Origin of the sequence: Belliella alkalica (assembly GCF_022549785.1) — a bacterium.
GTDB classification, from domain to species: Bacteria; Bacteroidota; Bacteroidia; order Cytophagales; family Cyclobacteriaceae; genus Belliella; species Belliella alkalica.
In genome coordinates, this window is sequence record NZ_JAKZGO010000004.1 from 189,749 (window position 1) to 214,334 (window position 24,586).

Here is a 24,586-nt window from a genome sequence, read left to right on the forward strand (position 1 = left end):
TGGCTAAAATCTTAGATATTATACAAAAAATATCTCCGAAGTGACAAATTTAATCCTACCAAATTTTTTCATTTTTCAAATTTTCATGTCTGTTAGCCATTTTTTGGCTCTTCCTATATCCTTTACTCCACTGATAGTCAGAATCAACCGGTTTTTGTGTTCTTTCATTTTGCAATATTTGGGCTGCGAACTCACATATCTCAATACTTGACCAAAAACTGTTGATTTGAAATAACTCTCTTTTGAAGATGGTACAAAATAACATTTCATCGCATCATTTTTCAAAACAAGCTTTTCAAACCCTAGCTGCTCTGCTAACCATCTTAAGCGAACTGTCTCAAACAAATCTTCGACCACTTTTGGAATTGGACCAAATCTATCTTGAATTGTTTTGATATATGACAATAACTCCTCCTCTTTTTTGATATTATCAAGCTTGGAATACAAACTCAATCGCTCTGAAATATTGCTCACATACTCTTCAGGGATCAATAACTCCATATCTGTCTCGATGACGCAATCTTGAACGAGAATTTCTACTTTTTCTTTCAAATCATCTTCAAACAATGCAGCAAATTCATTTTCTTTCAATTCTTGCACCGCCTCATCTAAAATCTTATGGTACATCTCAAATCCCAAATCAGTAATAAACCCACTTTGCTCTGCCCCCAGAAGATTTCCGGCTCCTCGAATATCCAAATCCCGCATAGCAACTTTAAATCCATCTCCCAAATCAGAAAATTCTTCCAAAGTTTGCAACCTCTTCCTAGCTTCTGTGGTCAACCCCGTAGTCGGGGTAGTCAATAAATAACAAAATGCTTTTTTGTTGCTTCTTCCGACTCTTCCTCGCATCTGATGCAAATCACTCAAACCAAACATATGTGCACGATTGATTATAATCGTATTGGCATTTGGTATATCCAATCCTGATTCAATGATATTTGTCGAAACCAACACATCAAATTCACCTTCGATAAATTTCACCATGATCTTTTCAAGGGCTTTGCCATCCATCTGCCCATGAGCTCCAGCGACCCTTGCATCCGGAACAAGCCTCATAATAATGTTGGCTATCGAGTCTATTTCCGCCACTCTATTATGAACAAAAAACACTTGACCTCCTCTTCGCAACTCAAATGCCACGGCATCTCTGATCACTTCCTCTTCGAAAGTATGAATCTCAGTGGTCACAGGCTGTCTATTGGGTGGAGGCGTAGCTATCACTGACAAATCCCTCGCCCCCATCAACGAAAAGTGGAGCGTTCTTGGTATTGGTGTGGCCGTCAATGTCAGTACGTCTACATTCAACTTCATCTCTTTCAACTGATCCTTGACCTTCACACCGAATTTTTGCTCTTCATCGATCACCAAAAGCCCCAAATTTTTGAACTTGACATCCTTGTTGACAATCCTATGGGTGCCGACTAATATATCAATCTCCCCTGTAGTAACCTGCTTCGTAATTTCTTTTATCTCCTTGGCAGTCCTGAATCTATTGATATAATCGACTTTTACAGGAAATGCTTCCAATCTCTCCTTAAAAGTCTGGAAATGCTGCATTGCCAAAATAGTAGTAGGAACCAAAATGGCTACCTGTTTTCTGTCATTTACTGCTTTGAAAGCTGCCCGTATCGCTACTTCTGTTTTTCCAAATCCTACATCTCCACAGACCAACCTATCCATTGGATAAGGCTTTTCCATATCGACTTTTACATCTGAAGTCGCTGATGCTTGATCGGGAGTATCTTCAAATACAAAAGAGCTTTCCAACTCAACTTGTAAAACAGAATCTGGCGAAAATTGGAAACCTGATGCATTTCTTCTCTTTGCATACAAGGCTATCAGATCCTTTGCAATGTCCTTGACTTTTCCTTTAACCTTCTTCTTTTTATTGTCCCATTCTGGCGATCCAAGTTTGGACATGATCGGCGCAGTGCCTTCTTGTCCAGAATATTTGGATATTTTGTGAAGTGAATGAATGTTCACATACAGCAAATCATCATCCCTAAATACCAACCTTACCGCTTCCTGAAACTTGCCATTGACATTGACTTTTTCCAATCCTGCAAACCTACCGACTCCATAATCGATGTGAACAATATAATCTCCAGCATGCAAAGCCTTGATTTCCTTTAGTGTAAGTGCTTTCGACTTGCTGGATCTAGGTTTGGTCTTGTATCTATGAAATCGCTCAAAAATCTGATGATCAGTGTAGCAGGCAATCCTTAAAGTCTTATCTATAAATCCCTCTCGAAGTCCAATCAGGAGTGATTGCGTCTTCAGAGTAGGATCCAATTCATTTAGAATGTTATCCAGTCTATTGATTTGTTTGTCATTTTCAGAACAAATTATATTCAGCCAGCTGTTTTTCTCATTGCTTACCAAGTTTTCTACCAAAAGATCAAAATTCTTATTGAAAGAAGGCTGAGGTTGAGAGTCAAATTGGATTATTTGGCTTTCTTTTTCATAAAATTTGTGCCCAAACTCTACTTTAACGAATGAATTTACTAGCTTTTGAAAAGCTGACGCGTTATCAAAAAGGTCAGTAGGTTTTGGAAGAAGCTTGTCGCTATTGATGCTGTTGCTTACTTGCTCAAAGTGTCTAGAAGCTTTTTCGAAGTTTTCATCCAGAACATCAAGTGTGAACTGCTGATCTTTTATCCAAATGATAGTGTCATTGGGCAAAAACTCCAAAAATGACTGCCTAACCTCTTGAAGAAGGCGAGTCTGTACATTAGGGATGATGCTGATAGAATTGATATTGTCCACAGAAAGTTGTGTCTCTGGATCAAATGTCCTGATACTCTCTATCTCTCTTCCAAAAAGTTCGATTCTGTAAGGTAGGTCATTGGCATAAGAATACACATCCAAAATACCACCACGAATAGAAAACTGGCCTGGTTCATAGACAAAATCGGATTTTTCAAAATCATAAGTAGAAAGGATTTCGGCAATGAATTCCATGTCAACTTTCTCTCCTACAGATGCTACAAAAGTGTTTTCTTTCAATGAGCGCTTGTTGATCACTTTTTCGTAAAGCGCTTCTGCGTAAGTGATAACTACCTCGTTTTTATTTTCTTTTGCGAGAATTTTATTCAAAATCTCCGCTCGCATCAGGATGTTGGCATTCTCTACTTCGTCAAACTGATAGGGTCGTTTGTAGCTTGAAGGAAAAAGTAGCGTATCCTTTTTTCCCAATAGTTCCTGCAAATCAGAGTTGAGATAGGCAGCTTCTTCCTTGTCGTGGGCAATTATGAGGTGAAACCCACCTAGGTTTTTGAACACTGAGGTGAAAAGCACCATGTCCATACTTCCAGAAACTCCCTTTATCTGAAAACCTCTATTTTTACGGTATTTGAGGTTCTCACAAAGGGTCTGTACAAAGGGATCTTTTTCGTAAAGCGATAAGAATGCTGATTTCTCCAAAATGGTAATTGATGTCTTTGATAAATATCTTCGCAAGTTAGGAAATTGATTCGTTACCTGCTTTACTAGATTAATATGAATTTGTAATCAATATTCTTGAACCTATGCTCTATAAAAATGTTTAGAAACCAAGGGTTAAATAATATCAATGAAAAAGCAAAAAGAAACTTGGTTTCAAAGAATCGAAAATATGCATCCTTATCAGACGTTGATGTATTTGGGGATGTTTGGTAGTGGATTGATATTTTTGTTTTTGACATTGGCATTTTTGGCTTCGGGATATGGAGCTTTAGAGGGGATAGGTTTCAAAATGCCCCGATCGTTTATCCTGAGTACGATTGTAATTATTTTTTCTGGATATACTTGTTCTAAAATGGCACTTCATTATAAAGATGAAGCCATTGGTAAATTGAAAAACAGCTTGTTTACCACATTTCTTCTGGGGATAATTTTCACAGCGCTACAGATCGTTGGATGGAAAGAATTGGCGAATATGGGAATAGATTTCCGTGGTCTTCCAAGCGGAAGTTTCTTATATATTTTGAGTGGAATTCACATTTTCCACTTGGTGGGGGCTATGATTTTTGCCTTGATCATGATTTTTCAATACAACAAAAGGGAAAAAGACGCTATTCAAAACCTTATCATGCTCACAAATCCATTCGAAAAAATGCGGATTGAGCTGTTTTCCAAATATTGGTATTTTATGGATTTGATTTGGTTGACACTATTTTTGATTTTTGTCATTTCCTTCTAAAAAACACTATCTTCGGCAGAATACTTTGATGGGATTTTGTATTGAAAAAATTCAAAAAAGAGAACAACAAATGGTAAATATAACCCGTAATCAAGGAAAACAAATGGGTAATAACCGTATTATTCAAGGTATTTAGCCTTATTCTTGTCATATTGAGGCATAAATTTCCGCAAGCGGACATTATTGCCTTACTTCTAATAAAAATAAATAATCTATAACTATGTCAGAAAAAAATTACGAAATCAATATCAATCCTGATTGGATCAGAAAGTATCTGAGCAAGATTGTCATTGGTTTGTTGCTTTTGGTAGCAATTTTATCAAGTGTAAGGACGGTAGGTCCAGAAGAAGAAGGGGTAGTGGTACAGTTGGGAGAGTACAACAGGACTGTTCAGCCTGGACTGAATTTTATGCTTCCATTCGGAATAGAAAAAATGCACAAAATCCCAGTCCAAAGACAGCTTAAACAAGAATTTGGATTCAGGACTACAAATGCTGGTCGAAGTTCAGATTATGTCAAAGCAGGCTACAACGATGAAAGTATGATGCTAACAGGTGACTTGAACCTTACAGATGTGGAGTGGGTGGTACAATATAGAATTACAGATTCCTTCAAGTACCTTTTTAAAGTAAGAAATGCAGACAAAACGCTTCGTGATATGTCTGAATCTGCCATGAGGAAAATCGTTGGGGATAGAACTGTAAACGAAGTCTTGACAGTAGGTAGGCAAGAAGTAGCATCTAGTGTAGAAGTGCTACTTCAATCCATGTGTGATGATTATGAAAACGGTATCCGAATAGACCAAGTGGTATTGCAAGATGTCAATCCACCAGAACCAGTGAAGCCTTCTTTCAATGCAGTAAACCAGGCGCAGCAAGAAAGAGAGACTTTGATCAATCAAGCTGAAGCAGAATACAATCGTGTAATTCCTAGAGCAAGAGGGGAAGCTGAAGAAACAATACAGCTTGCCGAAGCATTTGCCCTCAATCGTGTAAACAGGTCTATCGGGGAAGCTGAAAGATTCAATGCGCTATTTGAAGCATATATGAAAGCTCCAGAAGTAACAAAGCAAAGAATCTATTTGGAAACAATGGAGAAAATTCTGCCAAAAATCGGAAACAAGATAATTGTAGATGAAAAAGGAAATAATGTTCTGCCACTTTTGAATATCGATAAAGTAAAAACAGCAAAGCCATGAGAAAAAATAGAATAGGATATATCGTATTGGGAGCTATTTTGGCTATCTTGCTTTTCAACAGTTATTTTATCTTGGATGAAACCCAGCAGGCCATTGTCACACAGTTTGGTAAGCCAGTAGGTGAGCCAAGGACTTCTCCAGGGATCAATTTCAAGACACCATTTTTGCACAAAGTTCAATTCTTCGATAAGCGCTACTTGGAATGGGATGGGGACAAAAACCAAGTGCCAACCAAAGACAAAAAGTTTATTTTCGTAGATACTTATGCCAGGTGGGAGATTACCAATCCATTGCAATTCTTCATCCGACTTAGGGATGAGCGCTCTGCACAATCTCGACTAGATGATATTTTGGATGGGGAAACAAGAAATGCTATCGCAAGCCATGACTTGCTAGATCTTGTGAGATCTACGAATAGAGATCCGGAGATTACTGAGGATTTTATGGAAGAAATTGAGATTTTGGATGACATTACAGTAGGAAGGGATAAGATAGAAGCCATTGTTCTTCAAAAAGCTAATGAAAGAACTACTGATCTCGGAGTTAGAATTTTGGATTTTAGATTCAAAAGGATGAACTATGTAGATGAGGTAAGGGATAGGGTGTATGACAGAATGATTTCTGAAAGAAACAGAATAGCGGATCAATTCCGATCTGAAGGACAAGGTCGCGCCAGGTCTATCGAAGGTAACAAGGAAAGAGATTTGGCACAGATCCAATCAGAAGCTTTCAAAGAAGCTGAAGAAATCAAAGGTAAAGCTGATGCAGAAGCTACCAATATATATGCCTCAGCTTACAACAAAAACAGGCAGTCTATCGAGCTGTACAAGTTTTTGAGAACGATGGAAAGTTTCGAAAAATCCATGGATGAAAACACTAGCATCGTGTTATCCACTGATTCTGAATTCTTCAAATATTTAAGAAAATTGAATTAGAAGCAATTTACCTTGGACAGAAAGAACATACCTTTGATTTGAAAGTATTCCATATTTTGGTGTCATTCTGGTATCAATCAGAGCAAAGTATTGCTGTTCAAATTACTTAATTTTTTTTAGAAACTCTGCGCTCTCTGCGCCTTTGCGGTAAATAGTAACCGCGAAGGCGCAAAGAACGCTAAGATGATAGTCAAAAATTTAATTGATTTAAGAATAAGTACTTGGCAGCCTATTTGACTTTTAAGAATTTGTTTCCCTCTTGCAACTTCCTCTGATATGTCACAGGTAGATGTCATTCTGGTATCTATCAGAGCGAAGTATTGGTTTTCAAATGACTTAAATTTAAATATCATAAACTCTGCGCCCTCTGCGCCTTTGAGGTAAATAGTAACCGCGAAGGCGCAAAGAACGCTAAGATGATAGTCAAAAATTTAATTGAATTTATATTTTTAGTCTACGCTATCGGTATGTGGCAGCCTTCTGGGTTTTTAATAATTTGTTTCCCTCTTGCAACTTCCTCTGATATGTCACAGGTAGATGTCATTCTGGTATCAATCAGAGCGAAGTATTGGTTTTCAAATTACTTAAATTTAAATATCATAAACTCTGCGCCCTCTGCGCCTTTGCGGTAAACAGTAACCGCGAAGGCGCAAAGAACGCTAAGATGATAGTCAAAAATTTAATTGATTTAAGAATAAGTACTTGGCAGCCTATTTGACTTTTAATAATTTGTTTCCCTCTTGCAACTTCCTCTAAGGATATGTCACAGGTAGATGTCATTCTGGTATCAATCGGAAAAAAGTATTGGTTTTCAATTGACTTAATTTTTTTTTTTCATAAACTCTGCGCCTTTGCGGTAAAGATTAACTGCGAAGGCGTAAAGAACGCCAAGTTGCTAGTCAAAAATTTAATTGAATTTATATTTTTAGTCTACGCTATCGGTAAGTGGCCGCCTGCTGGTTTTTTAAGAATTTGTTTCCCTCTTGCAACTTCCTCTGATATGTCACAGGTAGATGTCATTCTGGTATCAATCAGAGCGAAGTATTGGTTTTCAAATGACTTAAATTTAAATTTCATAAACTTTGCGCCCTCTGCGCCTTTGCGGTAAACAGTAACCGCGAAGGCGCAAAGAACGCTAAGATGATAGTCAAAAATTTAATTGATTTAAGAATAAGTACTTGGCAGCCTATTTGACTTTTAATAATTTGTTTCCCTCTTGCAACTTCCTCTGATATGTCACAGGTAGATGTCATTCTGGTATCAATCAGAGCGAAGTATTGGTTTTCAAATGACTTAAATTTAAATATCATAAACTCTGCGCCCTCTGCGCCTTTGCGGTAAATAGTAACCGCGAAGGCGCAAAGAGCGCCAAGTTGCTAGTCAAAAATTCAATTGATTATAGATTTTTATTCTAAGCCATAAGTATGTGGCCGCCTGCTGGGTTTTTAATAATTTGTTGCCCTCTTGCAAATTCCTCTAAGGATATGTCACAGGTAGATGTAATTCTAGTATCAATCAGAACAAAGTATTGGTTTTCAAATGACTTTAATTTAAATATCATAAACTCTGCGCTCTCTGCGCCTTTGCGGTAAATAGTAACCGCGAAGTCGCAAAGAACGCCAAGTTGCTAGTCAAAAATTCAATTGATTTTAGATTTTTATTCTAAGCTATAAGTATGTGACCGCCTATTTGATTTTTAATAATTTGATTTCCTCTTGCAACTACCACAAGTCTTTTATTGTATCATAATCTTTTTCATCTTGTATTTCGAATCTATCGTCATGATTTAAATCCTTGTAGCATGACTTTACCAAACAATAATCATGGATTTTCGCTTATACTATAGATGGATATTAACATAGAAACAAAAGTTGAACAGGATTACCTTAAAGTCAAAGAAGGCTTTGATGAGACATTGTTTAAGAAACTTAGCCCACCTTTTCCTCCAGTAAAATTACTACGTTTTGATGGTTCGTCGAAAGGAGATTTGGTTACTTTGGAGTTGAATTTTATATTTTTCAAACAAAAGTGGACAAGTGAGATTACAGAAGACCGTACCGATGAGCAGGAGTTTTACTTTATAGATGAGGGCACGGTCTTGCCATTTTTCTTAAAATCTTGGCGCCACAAGCACAGAATTATCAAAAGTGGAGAAGGAAGTATAATTCGTGATGAAATATCCTACAGTGGCCCTTTTGGTTTGATGACATTACTTCTATACCCTGCATTATATTTGCAATTTTTGTATAGGAAACCGATTTATAAAAAACTTTTCAAAAAGTGATTTATCCAAACTGTAAATTTTCACAATTCTGAATCTGACAATCACCATAAAGCACAAGTGAGTGACTACTGATAGCTGACTGAAACTCCCGACCCATTGCTTCTTTGATCATATTCAGTCTTTCATCAGAAAATTCCCTGATTTTTCTACATTGATTGCAAACGTGATGATCGTGGTGCTTATAAGTCAAGGCCTGTTCGTAAAGTGCAACTTTATCTTTGAACTGATGCTTTACGGCCAATCCACACTCTACCAAAAGATCAAGAGTATTATAAATCGTAGCGCGGCTGATGGTGTATCCTTTATTTCTCATCAATAAAAATAACCCCTCTACATCAATATGCTCATCCTGTGGAAGAGCGTACAATTCATCGATCACAGAGAATCTTTCAGGTGTTTTTCTACTTCCTTGTCTAGAAAGGAAATTTTCAAAAATTTTTTTTGCTTTATCTACTACCGACTTTTCTGCCATGTTAAATTTTTTCTAAGAATTAAAGATGCAGGTTTTTTTAGATAATTTCAACTTTAATGACATTCAAATCCCAAAATCAAGCTTGCGAGTATCCATTGTCCTATAATTTTTTGAGAAGGGTATGATATTTATAAAATTTATCTAAAACAAATTTCCATTTATTTTCTTCTTATATTAAGAAAGTAATGTGTAAGCCTTTAAGAATTTTATGCCTAAAGTTCTTCCAATTGTATTAACCCAAATATGCCTGCTGATTTGTAATGTTGCCTTTGCGCAACTGCCAGGCTTCTTTATGAAGGAAACTGCCCGAAAAATAGAAGTGCGGTTTATCAATTCCAATAACTTAATTATTGTTCCTGTATCAGTCAATGGCAATCCGCCATTAAATTTTATATTGGATACAGGAGTTCGAACGAACATACTTTTCAGCAAGTCCCTTGGGGATCAAATGAATCTCAACTATACCAGAAGTTTGGATCTGATCGGTGCAGATGGAAAAACAGTGCTGACAGCCTCCATATCTCCCAATAACTACATAGATTTGGGTAAAATAGAAGGTATTTCACAAACCATTCTCGTTCTTGATGAGGATTTTTTTGAACTTGAAAGCGTCATAGGCCTGCCTGTTTATGGAGTCATAGGCTATGAGTTTTTTAAATTTAATCCTATCAAAGTCGATTACGATAGAGGTAAAATCACTTTTTATGAAGCTAGTGCTCTAAAATGGCGTCCTTTTGGTTTTAGAAAGCTAACTATGAATATTGAAATGAACAAACCTTATGTCTATGCAAAAATAAGACAAAGTGAAGGGCCTATATTGCAAAGTAAGTTATTGATCGATACTGGAGCAAATCATGGTCTATTACTTAATCCTGAAACCTCTGAGGACATAGTAGTTCCTTTAGCTAATTTGGAGGCGGACTTAGGCAGATCTTTGGGAGGAGACTTGTTTGGAGTAATAGCTAGGGCCAAGTACATATCTATGAAAGGTCTCAGATTCAGTAATATCTTAGCATCATATCCGGAAGAGACAGATTATAGTTACATTATCAAAGAGTCAGGTAGGCAGGGTAGTTTGGGTTCAGAACTTCTTGGAAGGCTAGAGATTATACTTGACTATCCTCGGGAAAGATTCATGTTTAGGAAAGCATCGACATTTATGAATCCTCATGAATATGATATGAGCGGTATCACTACTAAGGTCCTTCTAACTGACGAAAGAAGAATCTATATATCCAAAATAAGATCAAATTCACCTGCCGCAAACATAGGATTAAAAGAAAAGGATGAAATTATCAAAATCAACAATATTCCAATAGATTTTTGGGAATTATCGGACATTATCAAATTCTTTAAATCTGAAGTGGGTAAAACCATTAATCTTACTATCAATAGATATGAATCAGAAAATGTGGGCGAAGTTGAAGTGAAAGAATTTCAATTTAGGCTTCGAAGGCAAATCTAGTAATGTAAATTAACACTAAGGTTTAATATAAGTTGTTGATTAAATAATTTGTGCAATTTATTCTGCCAATTATGTATCTTTACAATCAAGATTTTTTGAGTAATAAAATATTAAATCAAAGGATTATAAGATTTTAACTTGTGTAGTAACATGTCTGAACATTCGAAATACAGCTTTCAGAACATTCTTTTTACGCTAAAAAAGTATAGTACTGGTACTTTTGAATTATTGTATTTTTCTTCTGAAGTCAGAGAGTTGATTAGTGTGGATTCAAAATTTTATAAAGAGTATTTTTTCGAATCTTTATTTCCCACATTAAGCAAGCCAATCTTCGAATTTTTTTTCAAATCTTTAGGAAATGGAGATAAATTTGTATGTCCTATTGTTCTGAAGGACAATTGTTTTCAATGGGTAAGGATAGAAGGTTATGTGATCAATCAGGCAGATGGATCATATTTAATTAATGCACTTGTATCTCCAATTCAGATTTCTAACAATATAAAGCAGTCATGGCTTTTGGTAGGGAGCCATTCTTATTCGATACAGAATAATGAAAACGGAGGAAATAATTTTGCGCATTGGGAACAATTAGTCAAGTTTAGGTTTTCATTTATTGGAGACTACGAGATTACAAAATTTAAGAATAGTGATTTCCCATCTTTTTTGACAATTTTCCCAGGAAGACTTTACCTTACCAAGAAGCAGCTTGGAGAAGACATAAATATCTTTCAGTTAGAATATCATACGTCACAGTCAGCGTTGGAGTCGGGACTCTTGGAAATCGACCCATCGGAGTCACAAAACCATTTTATTTATTATGAATACAACACAGAGTCAGAAGAAATGAGATTTTCTGGCGCTGTCAGAGAAGTTTTGGGTTATGATGTAGGATTTTTGGATGGTATATCTAAAGGTAAATGGGTGGAACATATACATCCTGATGACAGGGTGATTTTTAATCGTGGTTTTGAATACTCCAATACCATTGTGTACAAATATCTGCATGCCAATGGGCAATATGTATTTTTGCAAGATGAAAAAAGGACTATCATCAATGATGATGGCGGTGGGGAGATTATACTTGGAATCATCTCTGATATTTCAGAGTTTAAAGAGATAGAAAAGGAGCTTCTAGAAAACAAAAATATATTAGATGAACTCACAGGTGTAGTTCCCGGGATAGTTTACATGCTCAAAGCTTTCCCTGATGGTACTCATCAGTACATTTTTATTAGTGAAGGTAGCATGGAGTTGGCTGAGTTGCATCCTTATGAAATGCTTCAAGATGAGGCAGCTTTTGAAAAATTGATTTTAAGAGAAGATATTAATGATGTTCTTTTAGCAGATAGAAATGCCTACTTTAAGAATCAAAAGTTCGAGTCTGAATTTCGGATAAAAACTAAGTCAGGGAGCATAAAATGGATTTATGGAGCATCAAATCGGCTTAAAAAGCATCAAAATGAATCCATTTGGGCTGGTTTGTATGTTGATATTACACATCGAAAGCTTAAAGAAGAAGAGTTTACAACCAACCTGATAAAGTACAAAACGCTATTTGATGAGAATCCCGTATCGATATTTAATTATACAAAAGAAGGTACAATTCTAGCTGCAAATAAAAGTTTTCTGGAACACATTGGTCTGATTTCAGAAGAAGAAATAATTGGTAAAAACCTATTTGATCTCACTAGAGGTCAGCCTATCACTCAGTCCTTTAGAGATTCTATCGAAAAAGGTTTTGGTCAATATGAAGGTCCATACATCACTTTTTTTACAAACAGACTTTATCATTTGCGTGTCAATGCAAAGTCAATAGATAGCGGAAAAAACTATCAAGCAATACTTGAGGACATCAGTGAGCAGGAGTATGTACACAATGTTTTGTCAGAATTGACAGAAAGGACTTCCAAGTACAGTGGTCAGAAGTTCTTTGATGAGCTTACTTTACTACTTTCTGAAAGGTTGAACATGGACTATTGTTTTATTGCGGAGATCAATGAACAAAGCAACACAGCCACCACTATATCGATTCACTGTAAAGGAGAGAAAGCTCAGAATATTACTTACAATATCCCACATTCTCCATGTGAAAAAACATTGTCTTCTGATGTACCATTGATTATTCTTCAAGACGTACAGAAAATTTTCCCATTGGATAGTGACCTATCAAAAATGAATGCTTCTTCCTATATGGGAGTCTCACTTTCTGATATAAATAAGAATAAATTAGGAATGCTAGTTTTGATTGGGTCAAGACAAATGCATGTGAGTAATGCTTATGAAAATGTAATGAGTGTGATTTCAGATAGGATCGGTGCAGAACTTAGTAGAATTTCCTATGAAAAAAGACTTCTTGCATCCGAGCAGCTTTTTAGGAGTATTGCGGAAAACTTCCCCAAGGGTACCATAGAAGTACTTGACTCTTCCTTCAATTATGTATACACCGATGGTGAAGAATATAGACAGCAAGGCATAAATCCAAATTTTTTGATAGGTTCTTCTCTTTTTGAAAAATATGACGAGGCTACAGCAAAAAAAATAGAAGAACATTTAGTGCAAGTGTTGATAGGTGAATCTGTAGTTTTTGAGATTACAATTGGCGATCAGAATTATTTGAAAAATGGAGTCCCTTTAGTAAATAATAACGGGAAAATTGACAGGGTTCTATTGGTTACACAAAATATTACAGAGTCAAAAAATGCAGAAGAAGAACGTACATATTTAATCAAAGATCTCAAATCGCAAAACGAAGAACTACAACGGTTTGCCTACATTATTTCTCATAATTTGAGAGCGCCAATAGTTAATATTACTTCTTTGCTGGAGTTGTACAACAATCAGGATTCTTCTGACCCTGACAACAAAGAGATAATTGAAAACCTCAGGGTTGCCACTACGATATTAAATAATACCCTGCAGGATCTTATCGATGTGGTAGCTATAAAGAAAAATAAGCTTCCAAAAATTGAACTTGTAAGTTTTGACCATATTATTAATAATATTGAAAGAAGTCTATCAAAACAAATAGATGATGCTGGCGCCGAAATTATCAAAGACTTTACCAAAGCTTCATGTATCAACTATATCTATTCTCATTTGGAAAACTTCCTTACAAACTTGACAACAAACGCAATTAAGTATAGGCATCCTGACAGGGATCTGAAAATTTCCATCAGTACATTCACTCAAGATGAATTTACTGTAATTGAATTTAAGGATAATGGTATTGGAATAGACTTGAAAAGATATCGTGATCGACTTTTTGGCCTTTACCAAAGATTTCATTCTCATGTAGAAGGCAAAGGACTTGGGCTTTATCTAGTAAGAGAACAGATTAGGGCTCACGACGGTAGCCTTCAAGTAGAAAGTGAAGTAGGGATAGGAACTACATTTTCCATCTACTTAAAAAATCTGATTGTCAATACAGAGGAGTTTTCTTAAAAATCTAGTTCTATAAATTACTATTAAAGCTAGTTTTGGCTGTTTCCCAAAAACTGGCACTTTATGCATCTTTTTTGTACATTTGTTTTCTGAAAAACAGGTCCTCTGATGGTTTTTAGGATCAAGATCATGATTGAGTTTTAAGCGTAAATGACCCTCACTTTTTTAAAAAATCAGTGAATTTTGCATAAAAAACAAACCTCTATCCTAAATTTACGTCAAATACCTGCAATGTTTTTAAAAACATCAAAACTATGAAAAAAGCATTAATTCCAATTATTGTAATTGCCCTGATAGGGCTATTTGTATACACCAAAGCTGTGGGTGTTTACAACACTTTTGTACAAACCGAGGAAACCATCAATGGAGAATGGGCTGAGGTGGAAACTCAATACCAAAGAAGGGCTGACCTTATTCCAAACTTGGTAAACACTGTGAAAGGGTACGCTGATTTTGAGCAACAAACATTGACTGGAGTGATTGAAGCAAGGGCAAAAGCTACATCAATCACACTTCAAGCTGATGACTTGACTCCTGAAAACATTGCCAAATTCCAAGAAGCCCAAGATCAATTGAGTGGGTCTTTGAGTAGACTTTTGGTAGCAGTGGAGCGTTATCCTGACCTGAAGGCCAATCAAAACTTCCTTGAGCTTCAGGCGCAATTGGAAGGTACTGAAAACAGGATCGCAGTAGCGAGAAGAAACTTCAACCAATCAGTACAATCTTATAATTCAAACTTGAGAACATTTCCAAACAACTTATTTGCTGGTTGGTACGGATTTGAGCGCAAAGGATACTTTGAAGCAGCGGCAGGATCTGAAAACGCCCCTACAGTACAATTTTAATTAAACAAAACCATGGCAGAACAATTATTCAGCAAAGAGGAAAAAAGCATCATTGAAGCTGCGATTCATGCAGCTGAAAGAGAAACCTCAGGCGAAATCCAAGTACATATCGAAAGTCACTGTAAAATTGATGTCCTTGATAGAGCTGCTGAAGTATTTGAAATGCTAAAAATGCATAAAACCCAAAATCGCAATGCTGTTCTTTTCTACCTTGCAGTGGATGATCACAAATTTGCGATTTTGGGGGATGCAGGTATTAATCGAGTTGTTCCCAAAGATTTTTGGGAAAACATCAAAGAAGAAATGGCCCTACATTTCCGTCAGGGGAAATATACCGAAGGATTAAGAAAAGGTATAGAAATGTCTGGACAACAACTCCAGTCGCATTTTCCTTATGATCAAAAAGGAGATGAAAATGAATTGCCTGATGAAATCTCATTTGGCTAAAATTGAATCCACAAAAACATTATGAAAAATAAACCACTATTGCTTTTCTTTTTTGTGTATTTGATAAGTTCATTCGCTTGGGCACAAGGGGATTTTCCAGCAGTACCAAACCCTCCAAAGTTGGTCAATGATTTTTCTAAAACCCTTTCATCTTCCGAAATTCAAAGCCTTGAGAGAAAGTTAGTAGCTTACAATGATAGCACTTCGTCCCAAGTGACTATAGTAATGGTCAACTCTATTGGGCCCTATGATATCAGTGATTATGCGTTTCAGCTTGGAGATAAGTGGGGAATAGGCAGAAAAGACAAAGACAATGGAATATTGATCTTGGCAGCAATGAAAGATCGAAAAGTCTTCATAGCGACAGGGTATGGTATGGAAGGAGCTATTCCCGATGCACTTGCCAAAAGAATCGTAGAGCAGCTTATTGTACCAAACTTCAGGATGGAAGATTATTATACTGGCTTAGATAAAGCAACAGATATGATTTTCAAACTTGCTTCTGGTGAGTACGATGCGGAGAAAGTTACTTCAAGTGGAAATGGTGGTGGAGCTATATTTATGTTTCTTTTTTTCATATTCGTTTTTGTCATTCTTCCAATGATCAAAAACAGAAAAGATAATGATAACCACATGGGTGGTAAAGGGGGAGGAGTAGACCTCTTCACCACAATAATGCTTGCCAATATGCTCAAAGGAAGTGGAAGAGGAAAGTTCGGTGACTTCTCTTCTGGAAGAGGAGGTTTTGGCGGCGGTGGTGGTTTCGGAGGGTTCGGAGGAGGATCTTTTGGTGGTGGTGGAGCTGGTGGTAGTTGGTAGTGTATGTTTTGGATACTGCCTAAAAAATTACCGGTAAGTTTCTTCCAAGTAAATCAATCTCTTTAGAATGTTCTGAAGTTTTGCTTTTGGGAAACTTACCGGTTTATTATTTACGCATTATTTACCTTCTTTGTCTTCGGATTGATTGTCTGCCTCATCAGGTCCTTTCAAATATGTAGGCAGATTCAGCCCAGCCATGTTGAATAGATCATTGAGTGGAGGCACAGTTTTCATCATTCCTGAGACGAAGTTTGCGGTAGAGGAATTCCCATTATCAGCTTGTCCATTTCCAGAATCCCAAACTGTTATTTTATCTATTTTGATGTTTTTCACTGCTTCTACTTGTGTTTTTACAAGTTCAGGTAGTTTTTCTATCAACAACAACTGGAACGCTTTCGTCGGATCTCCACCAGCAGCTGCTACGACTTGTCTGTACCCGTCTGCTTGCTTTGTAAGAATTTCATATAGACCATTAGCCTCAGCTTCCATTTTCGCAAATATAGCATCAGCTTCACCTTTTGCATTTTCCCTGATCGTTTCGGCAGCAGCTTGTGCTTCGATGATTGCTCTTTGTTTTGCAATCTCGGCAGGCACCACAATGTTTGCAATTTGGGTAGATCTTTCTCTTTCAGACCTTGCTAATTCAGCCCTTTGCTCTGCTACATAAGACTCTTCCAAAGCTTTAGCTTCTTGAACTTTCTCAGAAGCGAGGGCTACTCTAAGGGCTTCTGCCTCCTTTTCCCTTCTATTTGCTTCTGATTGTGCTATCGAGATTTTAGCCTCATTTTCCCCCTTGATCGCAACGGCATTTGCTTCGGAAGTTTTTACCCTTGTATCTCTTTCTGCTTCAGCCTTACCGATAGTTTCATCTCTCTGAGCGGTTGCTATACTGATTTCTTTGTCTTTTTGGGTGATGGCGATCTTTACGTCACGGTCTCTGTGTGTTTCTGCTATCTGCGTATCTTTCTCTCTATCTGCTAGCGCCTTGCCTGTTTCCCCGATTTTTTCCTGCTCGGCTACGCTGATTTTTGCCTCATTGATCGCTTTGGCAGCAGCCTCTTTACCCAGAGCCTCAATGTAACCTGATTCATCTTTGATGTCAGTTACGTTTACGTTGATTAGCTTTAAGCCTATTTTCTTTAATTCACTGTCAACATTTTTTGAAATGTTTTCAAGAAACTTATCTCTATCAGAATTGATTTCCTCGATAGTCATTGTGGCTATAACCAAACGCAGCTGCCCAAACAAAATATCCTTTGCAAGCTCTTGAATCTGCTCTGAAGACAAGCCAAGAAGCCTTTCAGCTGCTGTATTCATGCTGTCTGATTCTGTGGAGATTGCGATTGTAAACCTACAAGGTACATCTACACGGATGTTTTGACGGCTAAGTGCATTTGTCAAGTTGGCTTCGATAGAAAGTGGTTTCAAGTCCAAAAAAGCAAAGTCTTGAATCACGGGCCAGATAAATGCGCCTCCACCATGGACACATCTCGCGGAAGTTCCTCCAGTTCGGCCATATATTACTAGGATTTTGTCAGAAGGGCATCGCTTATACCTTGAGACTAATGCCAGGATTGTTACGAACAAAACGATTGCCGCAACTACAACAATTATCATTGGTGACATAAAATTGATTTGGTTAGAGTGTTTCTACTATTAAAAGGTTATTACTATCAATTCTTACTACTTTGACAACAGCGCCTGAAGGAATAGTTTCGTTTTCAGTTACCGCATCGAGTTCATGAAAAGCTCCATTTACACTAATCATGATTTTTCCTTTTCCTTTTTTGTGTCCTGGAATCGTTAGATACACATCTGCAGTCCTGTTTAAGGTATTAGAAAGCTTAAAAGAATTGTCCTCTGCCAATTTTCGAACTTGATTGATGATCAGAAAAAAGAGATAGACAAACAAAGACCCTATCGCAATAGCCAAAAGTATTAAAATGGTCTTGTTGGAAATGCTAGTAAAAAAGGAAATTCCAGTCCAACTGAATCCCAAAAGGAAATTAATTAGATTCCTCAGTGAAAAAAGCTGAAATGGTGCATTTACTTCGCCCAAATAGCCTTCAAAATCCGCTTCCAAACCATCTGTAGCATCACCGCCTACAAATGTCAAAATAGTTTGAATTACAAAAATCAAGCTTGTTGGAATCGCTACGTACCAAAAAGTTCTGAGCAAAGGGTCTAAATTTTCAAATAATTCCATATGTTAAAATTTAACTGATGCTTTTTCAAGCCATTATGATTCAAATAGTTTGCTTTGACTTAAGAGATCTGTATTTTATTTTTTTATGATTACCCGAAATGACATCAAGAGATCAATTTTCCTATAAAATCATGCGGAAAATCGTTGTTTCGTAGTAGTCGATAAGAGTATTAATTAACTTAATAAATATCAAACTTTTTCGCGACTGGTAAGAAAGCAGATATACATATTATTATAAATTTTTAAAGAATTTTACTTGCTTTCGATCAAATAGCTTAACCCAATCCTAACATCCTACCTACTATAATGAAAACATATAGGATTGCTATTTACCTAAAATCTGCATATTTTTTTAATTATATCGAAATATTTTTTTTTGAAAAATTCACTTTTCTAAAAATGATATTGAAGTTAGCTTTTTTTTATTTTAGTCCAACTTTGATCTAATGTCGCTGCCAAGTGTAGCAGGAGGGGAATTAGAACCACAGGCTTGCTAAGTTTCCTTTTTTCTCTTCTAAAGAAAATAGTGAAGAAATTGCTAGCCTGTGGTTTTTATTTTAGTTTCCTGTCTACTCGTTTGCTGGCTTGCCAATTGTAGCCAAGATTCCACCATCTACATAGATCACTTGTCCATTGACGAAGTCACTTGCTTTGCTGGCGAGGAAAACAGTCGTGCCTTGAAGATCCTCAGGATCACCCCAACGACCCGCTGGAGTTCTATTGATGATAAATTCATTGAATGGATGACCGCCAACTCGGATTGGAGCAGTCTGGGAAGTAGCAAAATATCCCGGTCCTATGCCATTCACGTTGATATTGTATTTTGCCCATTCGGTGGCTAGGTTTCTTGTCAGCATTTTTAAACCGCCTTTTGCAGCAGCATACGCTGATACAGAATCCCTACCCAACTCACTCATCATAGAGCAGATGTTGATGATCTTTCCTCCACCGATTTCTTTCATTGTCCTAGCCACTCTTTGCGACATGATAAAAGGAGAAACCAAGTCTATATCAATCACTTTTCTAAAATCCTCCGGATCCATCTCTAAAGCTGGAACGCGCATGATGATACCTGCATTGTTGACTAAAATATGAATCGGACCAAACTTTTTCTCTATTGCTGTGATGTTTTCATCTACTGCCTTTTGATCAGTTACATCAAAAAGGTATCCATGTGCAGTAATGCCATTTTCTGCGTAATCTTTGATCGCTTGATCAATTTTTGACTGATCAATGTCGTTGAAAATTAAGTTAGCACCACTTTTTGCCAAAGAAGTAGCCATTGCCATTCCCAATCCGTGAGTTGCTCCTGTTACGAGGGCATTTTTGCCACTCAAGTCAAATAATTCTTTCATTAAATTTTAAGGTTTAAGGTTTGATTAAGTAAATCTTAAAGTTAGTATGATAAATTGAACATCCCATCCTGATTTGTCCTGTAGCGTTGGAATATCATACTACAGGATGGTTAAGTTGATTGAATTTGGTTTATTTATGTCAAATAAGATTTTCAGCAATATCAATAGCATGTAAATTAAATTATATGGGGGTACCTGCTTCCTTGCCAGCAGCCAAACAAATCGATGTGTTTTAAGCCAATTGATACACATATAGCCGATCGACTTATAATCCTTGTGCGCTACGCCTAGGCGCATGGGCGTAGCGTGATAACTATTGTCAGCCGTTTTGCACGATGCCAAAAAATATTTTATTTGACAATCGAAAAACATTACACCATTACCAATCAGTATCTATTTCATAAACCTATGAAGAAAGCCATTTTATTTTCAATCTTCCTGATTTCTATTTCTGCTTGTTCAACCCAAAAAACAGCCGAATTTCTTATAGCCGATGAAGAATTTCAAACAAACATTTATCTAGATCAAGAAGCAGATGATCTTGTAAAATGGGCTGTCAAGGACTTGTTGGAAGATCTTCAGATGATGACAGGAAAAGGTTTTGCAATCCAGTATGTGGATGATTTAGATGAGCAAAAAGTAGGGATTTATGTAGGGACTGTTGGAAATTCTATTGGGAAAAATTTATCTGCAAAACTCGCTATTGACTTAGAAAATAAGTGGGAGAATTTTATCATCGAACAAAATCAAAAATCACTCTGTATCGTCGGAAGTGATGTTCGGGGTACAGTTTATGGAGTTTTTGAATTGGCAAAAATGCTTGGCGTGTCTCCATGGAAATGGTGGGCAGATGTGGTTGTACAACAGAAAGAAATTGTGTCCGTTAATGTGCCAAATGGAAAGTTAATATCAGGTCCATCTGTCCAATATCGAGGAATATTCTTGAATGATGAAGATTGGGGCTTGCAACCATGGGCAGCCAAGACTTTTGAACCGGAGACAGGAGATATTGGACCAAAAACTTACGAAAAGATTTTCCAATTGCTGCTTCGCTTGAAAGCAAACACGATTTGGCCGGCCATGCATCCATCTACCAAGGCATTTTTCAAGATTCCAGGTAATAAGGAAATGGCGGAAAAATACCAGATTTTCGTCGGTACATCACATGCTGAACCCATGCTTCGAAACAATGTAGATGAATGGGACAAATCCAGATATGGGGAGTTCAACTATTTTTCGAACAGTGACCAAGTCAAAGCGTATTGGCAGGAGAGAATCACGGAGACAAAAGATGTAAAAGGCTTAGTGACTTTGGGAATGCGAGGAATCCATGATTCAGGTATGGAAGGAGATGCAAGTACCGAAGAAAGGGTTGACTTGCTCGAAACGATCATTTCGGATCAACGACAAATGCTTCAAGAGACCTACCAAAAGCCAATTGAGGAAATTCCACAGGTTTTTACGCTTTACAAGGAAGTACTAGAGCTATATGATGCAGGAATGAAAGTTCCTGATGATGTGACTTTGATGTGGTCTGATGACAACTACGGCTATATCCGAAGATTGGGCAAAGCAGAAGAGCAAAATCGTAAAGGAGGCAGTGGGGTTTATTACCATCTGAGCTATTGGGGAAGGCCACATGATTACCTTTGGCTTTCCACGACACAGCCTGGATTGATCTGGTACGAAATGACCAGGGCTTACCAAAACGGAGCAAAAAAAATCTGGATAGCCAATGTTGGGGATATCAAACCTGCAGAATATACCACAGAACTATTTTTGGATATGGCTTGGGATGTTAAAGCGATCAGCGAATCGAGTATTAACAAACATCTTTTGGATTGGAGTATTCGAGAATTTGGGGAAATCCATGCCAAGGAAATTACTGAAGTCATGCAGGAATACTATCGCTTGGCAGTACTTAGAAAACCAGAATACATGGGTTGGAGTCAGACTGAGCCTACTACCAAAACAAGAATGGGCGCATTTTTAGCTGATCAAGACAATGATGAGGTGAGCAGAAGGATTGAAGCATACAGCAATTTGGTAAGCAGACTAGAAGCCATTCAAGAAGATATTCCAGACCATAGGCAAGATGCATTTTTCCAATTGGTTTCTTATCCTGTACGTGCAGCAGCGTCGATGAATCACAAGTTCCTCTTCGCTCAGCAAGCGGCTTTGGAGAAGAATCCAGAGCAGAAAGAAAAATTGACAAAACGGGTAGAGGCGGCATACCAAAATATCATCAATTTAACAGAGATTTATAACCAGCAAATAAGTACTGGAAAATGGAATGGCATGATGTCCATGAATCCGAGAAATCTCCCTGTATTTTCTATGCCTACTTTTCATTTGGAAGAAAATGAAAGGATATCAATTGATTCAGAAAACGGCGGTAAACTTCCAAAACCAATTGCTATTCAGGCAAAGGATTATGTCAATTCAAAAGGCTCAGGAGATTACGAATGGAAAACTGTGGAGGCATTAGGGTATAGTGACCAAGCAGTCACTTTATTTCCTTTTGACAATTTTGTTTTCGATAAAGAAGCACAGCCCTACTTAGAATACCATTTTGACATAAAAGAAAAAGGAGACTACAATGTAGAGCTTAGATTAATCCCTACACATGCCAATGATTTTGACCATGAAGTGACTTTGGAGATCAATGGAAAAATTGGTAAAAGCCATTCTATCAATACCCGAGGTAGAAGCGAAGAATGGAAACAAAATACACTTCAGAATCATGCAAAGGTCATTTACCCAATTAGCTTTACAGAATCAGGAAAACAGGTTTTGAAGGTATATGTAAATCAGACTGGTATTGTCCTAGATCAGTTATCTGTGTCACCAAATGGATCTCCAAAATTTTATGAAATAGAAAAATAGCTTATCCCTTTGGTTTGGGACCTTGGTTTGTGTTCCCGCAATCCAACACCTTTCTCTTGGTTTGTGTCTCCACAAACTAATACCTTTCCCTTATTTTGTGTTTCCATAAATCAACGCCTTTATATTTCCTTGAATTTCTCTGATCCTTTGCGCTAATAACTAATTGTAGAGACAAGAAAGATGTATATATTTTTACTTTTCAATTAGCAGACGTCTATTTCAAAAATCCAGCTAACGGATTTTCAGGCTCCAAGGAAATTCCCTTTACGACAGCTTCCGCATTGAATTTTGCTCCAGCTTCAATGGTATGCGTGTGATCAGTTGTATTGAAATAATGTTCTCTAACGTAAGCTTCGCCTTTTTCATCATAAGCATCAGCAATGATTGCGTTGAGGTCTATGAAGATCGCATCGGAATTTTCAGCAGCCTGTTTAGCCCAAAGTCCGTATCCATCAGATGCTCGGTTGACTTTGTTTTCTTTCCAGCTATTTCTTGGCACTAAAGAGCAGACGATGGCTGTAGCTCCCTTTGCTTTGGCTTCCAGAATCATATTGCGAAGGTATTGTCCATATGAATATACGGTTTCTTGCTGCTTGGTAATTGGGTTGTAGATATGCTGTGCTTCCAAACCGGCACTTCGAATGGTTCCTCTAGCTCGAGCTTCGTCATCCAGTGGACTGCTATCATTATGTCCAAACTGCATAATGACAAAATCTCCAGGCTCAATCTTTCCAAGTACTTTTTGCCAAAGTCCATAAGTCTGGAATGTTCGTGAACTCGTCCCTCCCAAAGCGTGGTTTTCCACTTTTATTTTTTCTTCGTCAAAATACGGGGCTATAAAATCTCCCCATCCCCATAATCCTCCTGCGCCATCACCTTGACCATTTTTGACAGTAGAATCTCCAATCAGGTACAAGGTTGGTTTTTTGGCTGGTAAAAGGGAAAGGAGTTTTTCATTTTTAAGGGATTTGATTCCTTGGATGACTGACCAAGCGTTAATCCTAGCACCAGCTTCATTGGTATGGGTGTGGTCTTTTTCGAAAAGGCCTTTGACTACTTCTTGACCCCATTTGTCATATTGGTCAGCAACAATTCCATTTAGGTCTATAAATTCCGCACCTCCTTTTCTAGCAGCTTCCTTCGCCCAAAGTCCGAAATCCATACCGGCTCGTTCTACAGATCCTTCTTGAAATTTATTTCTTGGAATCATGGAAGCGACTATCGGATTTGCACCTTTTGATTTGGCATCTTCGATGAATTTCATCAAGTACCAACCATAAGTATGAACTGTTTCCTTTGTGCCATCTGGCCAGGTTAGCTCTTTGGTTTCATCACCCATTCCCCTCAGAACTCCACGATATCCTGCTCTTGTCGTATCAGGCTGACTGCCTTCATTGTGACCAAATTGCATGATGACATAATCCCCAGGCTTGAGGTTTTCCATCACTTTTTCCCATCGACCTTCTTTTACAAACGTCCTTGTGCTTCTACCTGCCATGGCATGGTTATGAACCTCCACTTTTGTACTGTCGAAAAAATCCTGTAAAAATGTACCCCAACCCCATTGACCTTGTCCGCCAGTTCCAGATTGATTTCGGACAGTGGAGTCACCAATTAAGTAAATATTTGTTTTCTCAGAAGAATCCGAGGATATCAGGTTTACATTTGTGAAGCTTGTCAAAGCACATATAAATACAACAAGAAATAAGGCTTTTAAACTAAAGTATTGGAATTTTTTTTGGTTCATGGGTTTTGGCTTTGGTAACTTTTAAATAATGCCCTAATTATTAGAAATGATGGTGTAATTTGGCATACGAGGATAATAGAACAATATTTTCGATAGGAATTAGAAATAATTTTTTTATAGATTTTAAACTGTTTTAGAGTCTTCGGAAATCTATGGCAAATTTGCGATTTACCCATCCTGTCCTAACCTGATTAGCAAGCTTACTTTTTTAACTAATTTCATTTTATCCGAATGTGTGCATGACAGAACAGGATTGATTTCCTATTTCATCCATGTAAATTTATAAATCTTTCAATTTAAAAA

16 protein-coding genes are annotated in these 24,586 nt (G+C 37.3%); 10 read left to right on the plus strand and 6 right to left on the minus strand.

All coding sequences use genetic code 11. The annotated features are described in order from the left end of the window. Positions 1-75: 75 nt before the first annotated feature. Complete coding sequence (gene mfd / locus MM213_RS06495) at positions 76-3,426, minus strand: transcription-repair coupling factor (protein ID WP_241410677.1); 3,351 nt, start codon at positions 3,424-3,426, stop codon at positions 76-78. 148 nt (positions 3,427-3,574) lie between these two features. On the opposite strand from mfd, the gene MM213_RS06500 reads away from it, so the two are divergent. From MM213_RS06500 to MM213_RS06515, 4 genes are all read left to right on the plus strand, one after another. Beyond that, positions 3,575-4,183, plus strand: a complete 609-nt coding sequence (locus MM213_RS06500; protein WP_241410678.1) for a cytochrome c oxidase subunit 3 — start codon at positions 3,575-3,577, stop codon at positions 4,181-4,183. A gap of 220 nt (positions 4,184-4,403) precedes the next feature. Continuing rightward, entirely contained in the window at positions 4,404-5,381 is a 978-nt protein-coding gene (hflK, locus tag MM213_RS06505; protein ID WP_241410679.1) for an FtsH protease activity modulator HflK, read from the plus strand. Continuing rightward, positions 5,378-6,316: a protease modulator HflC gene (gene hflC, locus MM213_RS06510; protein ID WP_241410680.1), complete on the plus strand. Its 939-nt coding sequence runs from the start codon at positions 5,378-5,380 to the stop codon at positions 6,314-6,316. The genes hflK and hflC overlap by 4 nt, the downstream gene beginning before the upstream one ends. A 1,846-nt stretch (positions 6,317-8,162) precedes the next feature. Continuing rightward, positions 8,163-8,600 (plus strand): SRPBCC family protein, encoded by a 438-nt coding sequence (locus MM213_RS06515; RefSeq protein WP_241410681.1) that lies wholly within the window; start codon positions 8,163-8,165, stop codon positions 8,598-8,600. Position 8,601: 1 nt separating this feature from the next. On the opposite strand, the gene MM213_RS06520 is transcribed toward MM213_RS06515, so the two are convergent. Next, positions 8,602-9,072 carry a Fur family transcriptional regulator gene (locus tag MM213_RS06520; protein WP_241410682.1) on the minus strand — a complete coding sequence of 157 codons (471 nt, stop codon included), beginning with the start codon at positions 9,070-9,072 and terminating at the stop codon, positions 8,602-8,604. A gap of 208 nt (positions 9,073-9,280) precedes the next feature. Between MM213_RS06520 and MM213_RS06525 the strand changes: the two genes are divergently transcribed. The 5 genes from MM213_RS06525 (at position 9,281) to MM213_RS06545 (ending at position 16,089) form a co-directional block, all read left to right on the plus strand. Continuing rightward, on the plus strand, positions 9,281-10,537 hold the full coding sequence (locus tag MM213_RS06525; RefSeq protein WP_241410683.1) for an aspartyl protease family protein: 1,257 nt from the start codon (positions 9,281-9,283) through the stop codon (positions 10,535-10,537). A 150-nt stretch (positions 10,538-10,687) separates the two neighbouring features. Then, positions 10,688-13,978, plus strand: coding sequence for a PAS domain S-box protein (locus MM213_RS06530; RefSeq protein WP_241410684.1), 3,291 nt, complete (start codon positions 10,688-10,690; stop codon positions 13,976-13,978). A 254-nt stretch (positions 13,979-14,232) separates the two neighbouring features. Next, positions 14,233-14,823: a LemA family protein gene (locus MM213_RS06535; protein WP_241410685.1), complete on the plus strand. Its 591-nt coding sequence runs from the start codon at positions 14,233-14,235 to the stop codon at positions 14,821-14,823. Between the two features lie 12 nt (positions 14,824-14,835). Continuing rightward, on the plus strand, positions 14,836-15,270 hold the full coding sequence (locus tag MM213_RS06540; protein ID WP_241410686.1) for a TPM domain-containing protein: 435 nt from the start codon (positions 14,836-14,838) through the stop codon (positions 15,268-15,270). 21 nt (positions 15,271-15,291) lie between these two features. Beyond that, entirely contained in the window at positions 15,292-16,089 is a 798-nt protein-coding gene (locus MM213_RS06545; RefSeq protein WP_241410687.1) for a TPM domain-containing protein, read from the plus strand. A gap of 117 nt (positions 16,090-16,206) precedes the next feature. Here MM213_RS06545 and MM213_RS06550 read toward each other — a convergent pair whose 3' ends face one another. The 3 genes from MM213_RS06550 to MM213_RS06560 all read right to left on the minus strand — a co-directional run bounded on the left by MM213_RS06550 (position 16,207) and on the right by MM213_RS06560 (position 19,650). After that, positions 16,207-17,715 (minus strand): flotillin family protein, encoded by a 1,509-nt coding sequence (locus MM213_RS06550; RefSeq protein WP_241410688.1) that lies wholly within the window; start codon positions 17,713-17,715, stop codon positions 16,207-16,209. A 13-nt stretch (positions 17,716-17,728) separates the two neighbouring features. After that, complete coding sequence (locus tag MM213_RS06555) at positions 17,729-18,295, minus strand: NfeD family protein (RefSeq protein ID WP_241410689.1); 567 nt, start codon at positions 18,293-18,295, stop codon at positions 17,729-17,731. Positions 18,296-18,864: 569 nt separating this feature from the next. After that, positions 18,865-19,650, minus strand: a complete 786-nt coding sequence (locus MM213_RS06560; RefSeq protein ID WP_241410690.1) for a gluconate 5-dehydrogenase — start codon at positions 19,648-19,650, stop codon at positions 18,865-18,867. 408 nt (positions 19,651-20,058) lie between these two features. Between MM213_RS06560 and MM213_RS06565 the strand changes: the two genes are divergently transcribed. Further along, a complete protein-coding gene (locus MM213_RS06565) occupies positions 20,059-22,536 on the plus strand; it encodes a glycosyl hydrolase 115 family protein (protein ID WP_241410691.1) in 2,478 nt (825 codons plus the stop codon). Positions 22,537-22,750: 214 nt separating this feature from the next. Here the strand turns inward: MM213_RS06565 and MM213_RS06570 are convergent, their stop codons facing one another. Then, the gene (locus MM213_RS06570; RefSeq protein ID WP_241410692.1) at positions 22,751-24,283 is read right to left on the minus strand and encodes a rhamnogalacturonan acetylesterase; all 1,533 of its coding nucleotides are present in this window, start codon (positions 24,281-24,283) and stop codon (positions 22,751-22,753) included. Positions 24,284-24,586: the final 303 nt, after the last annotated feature.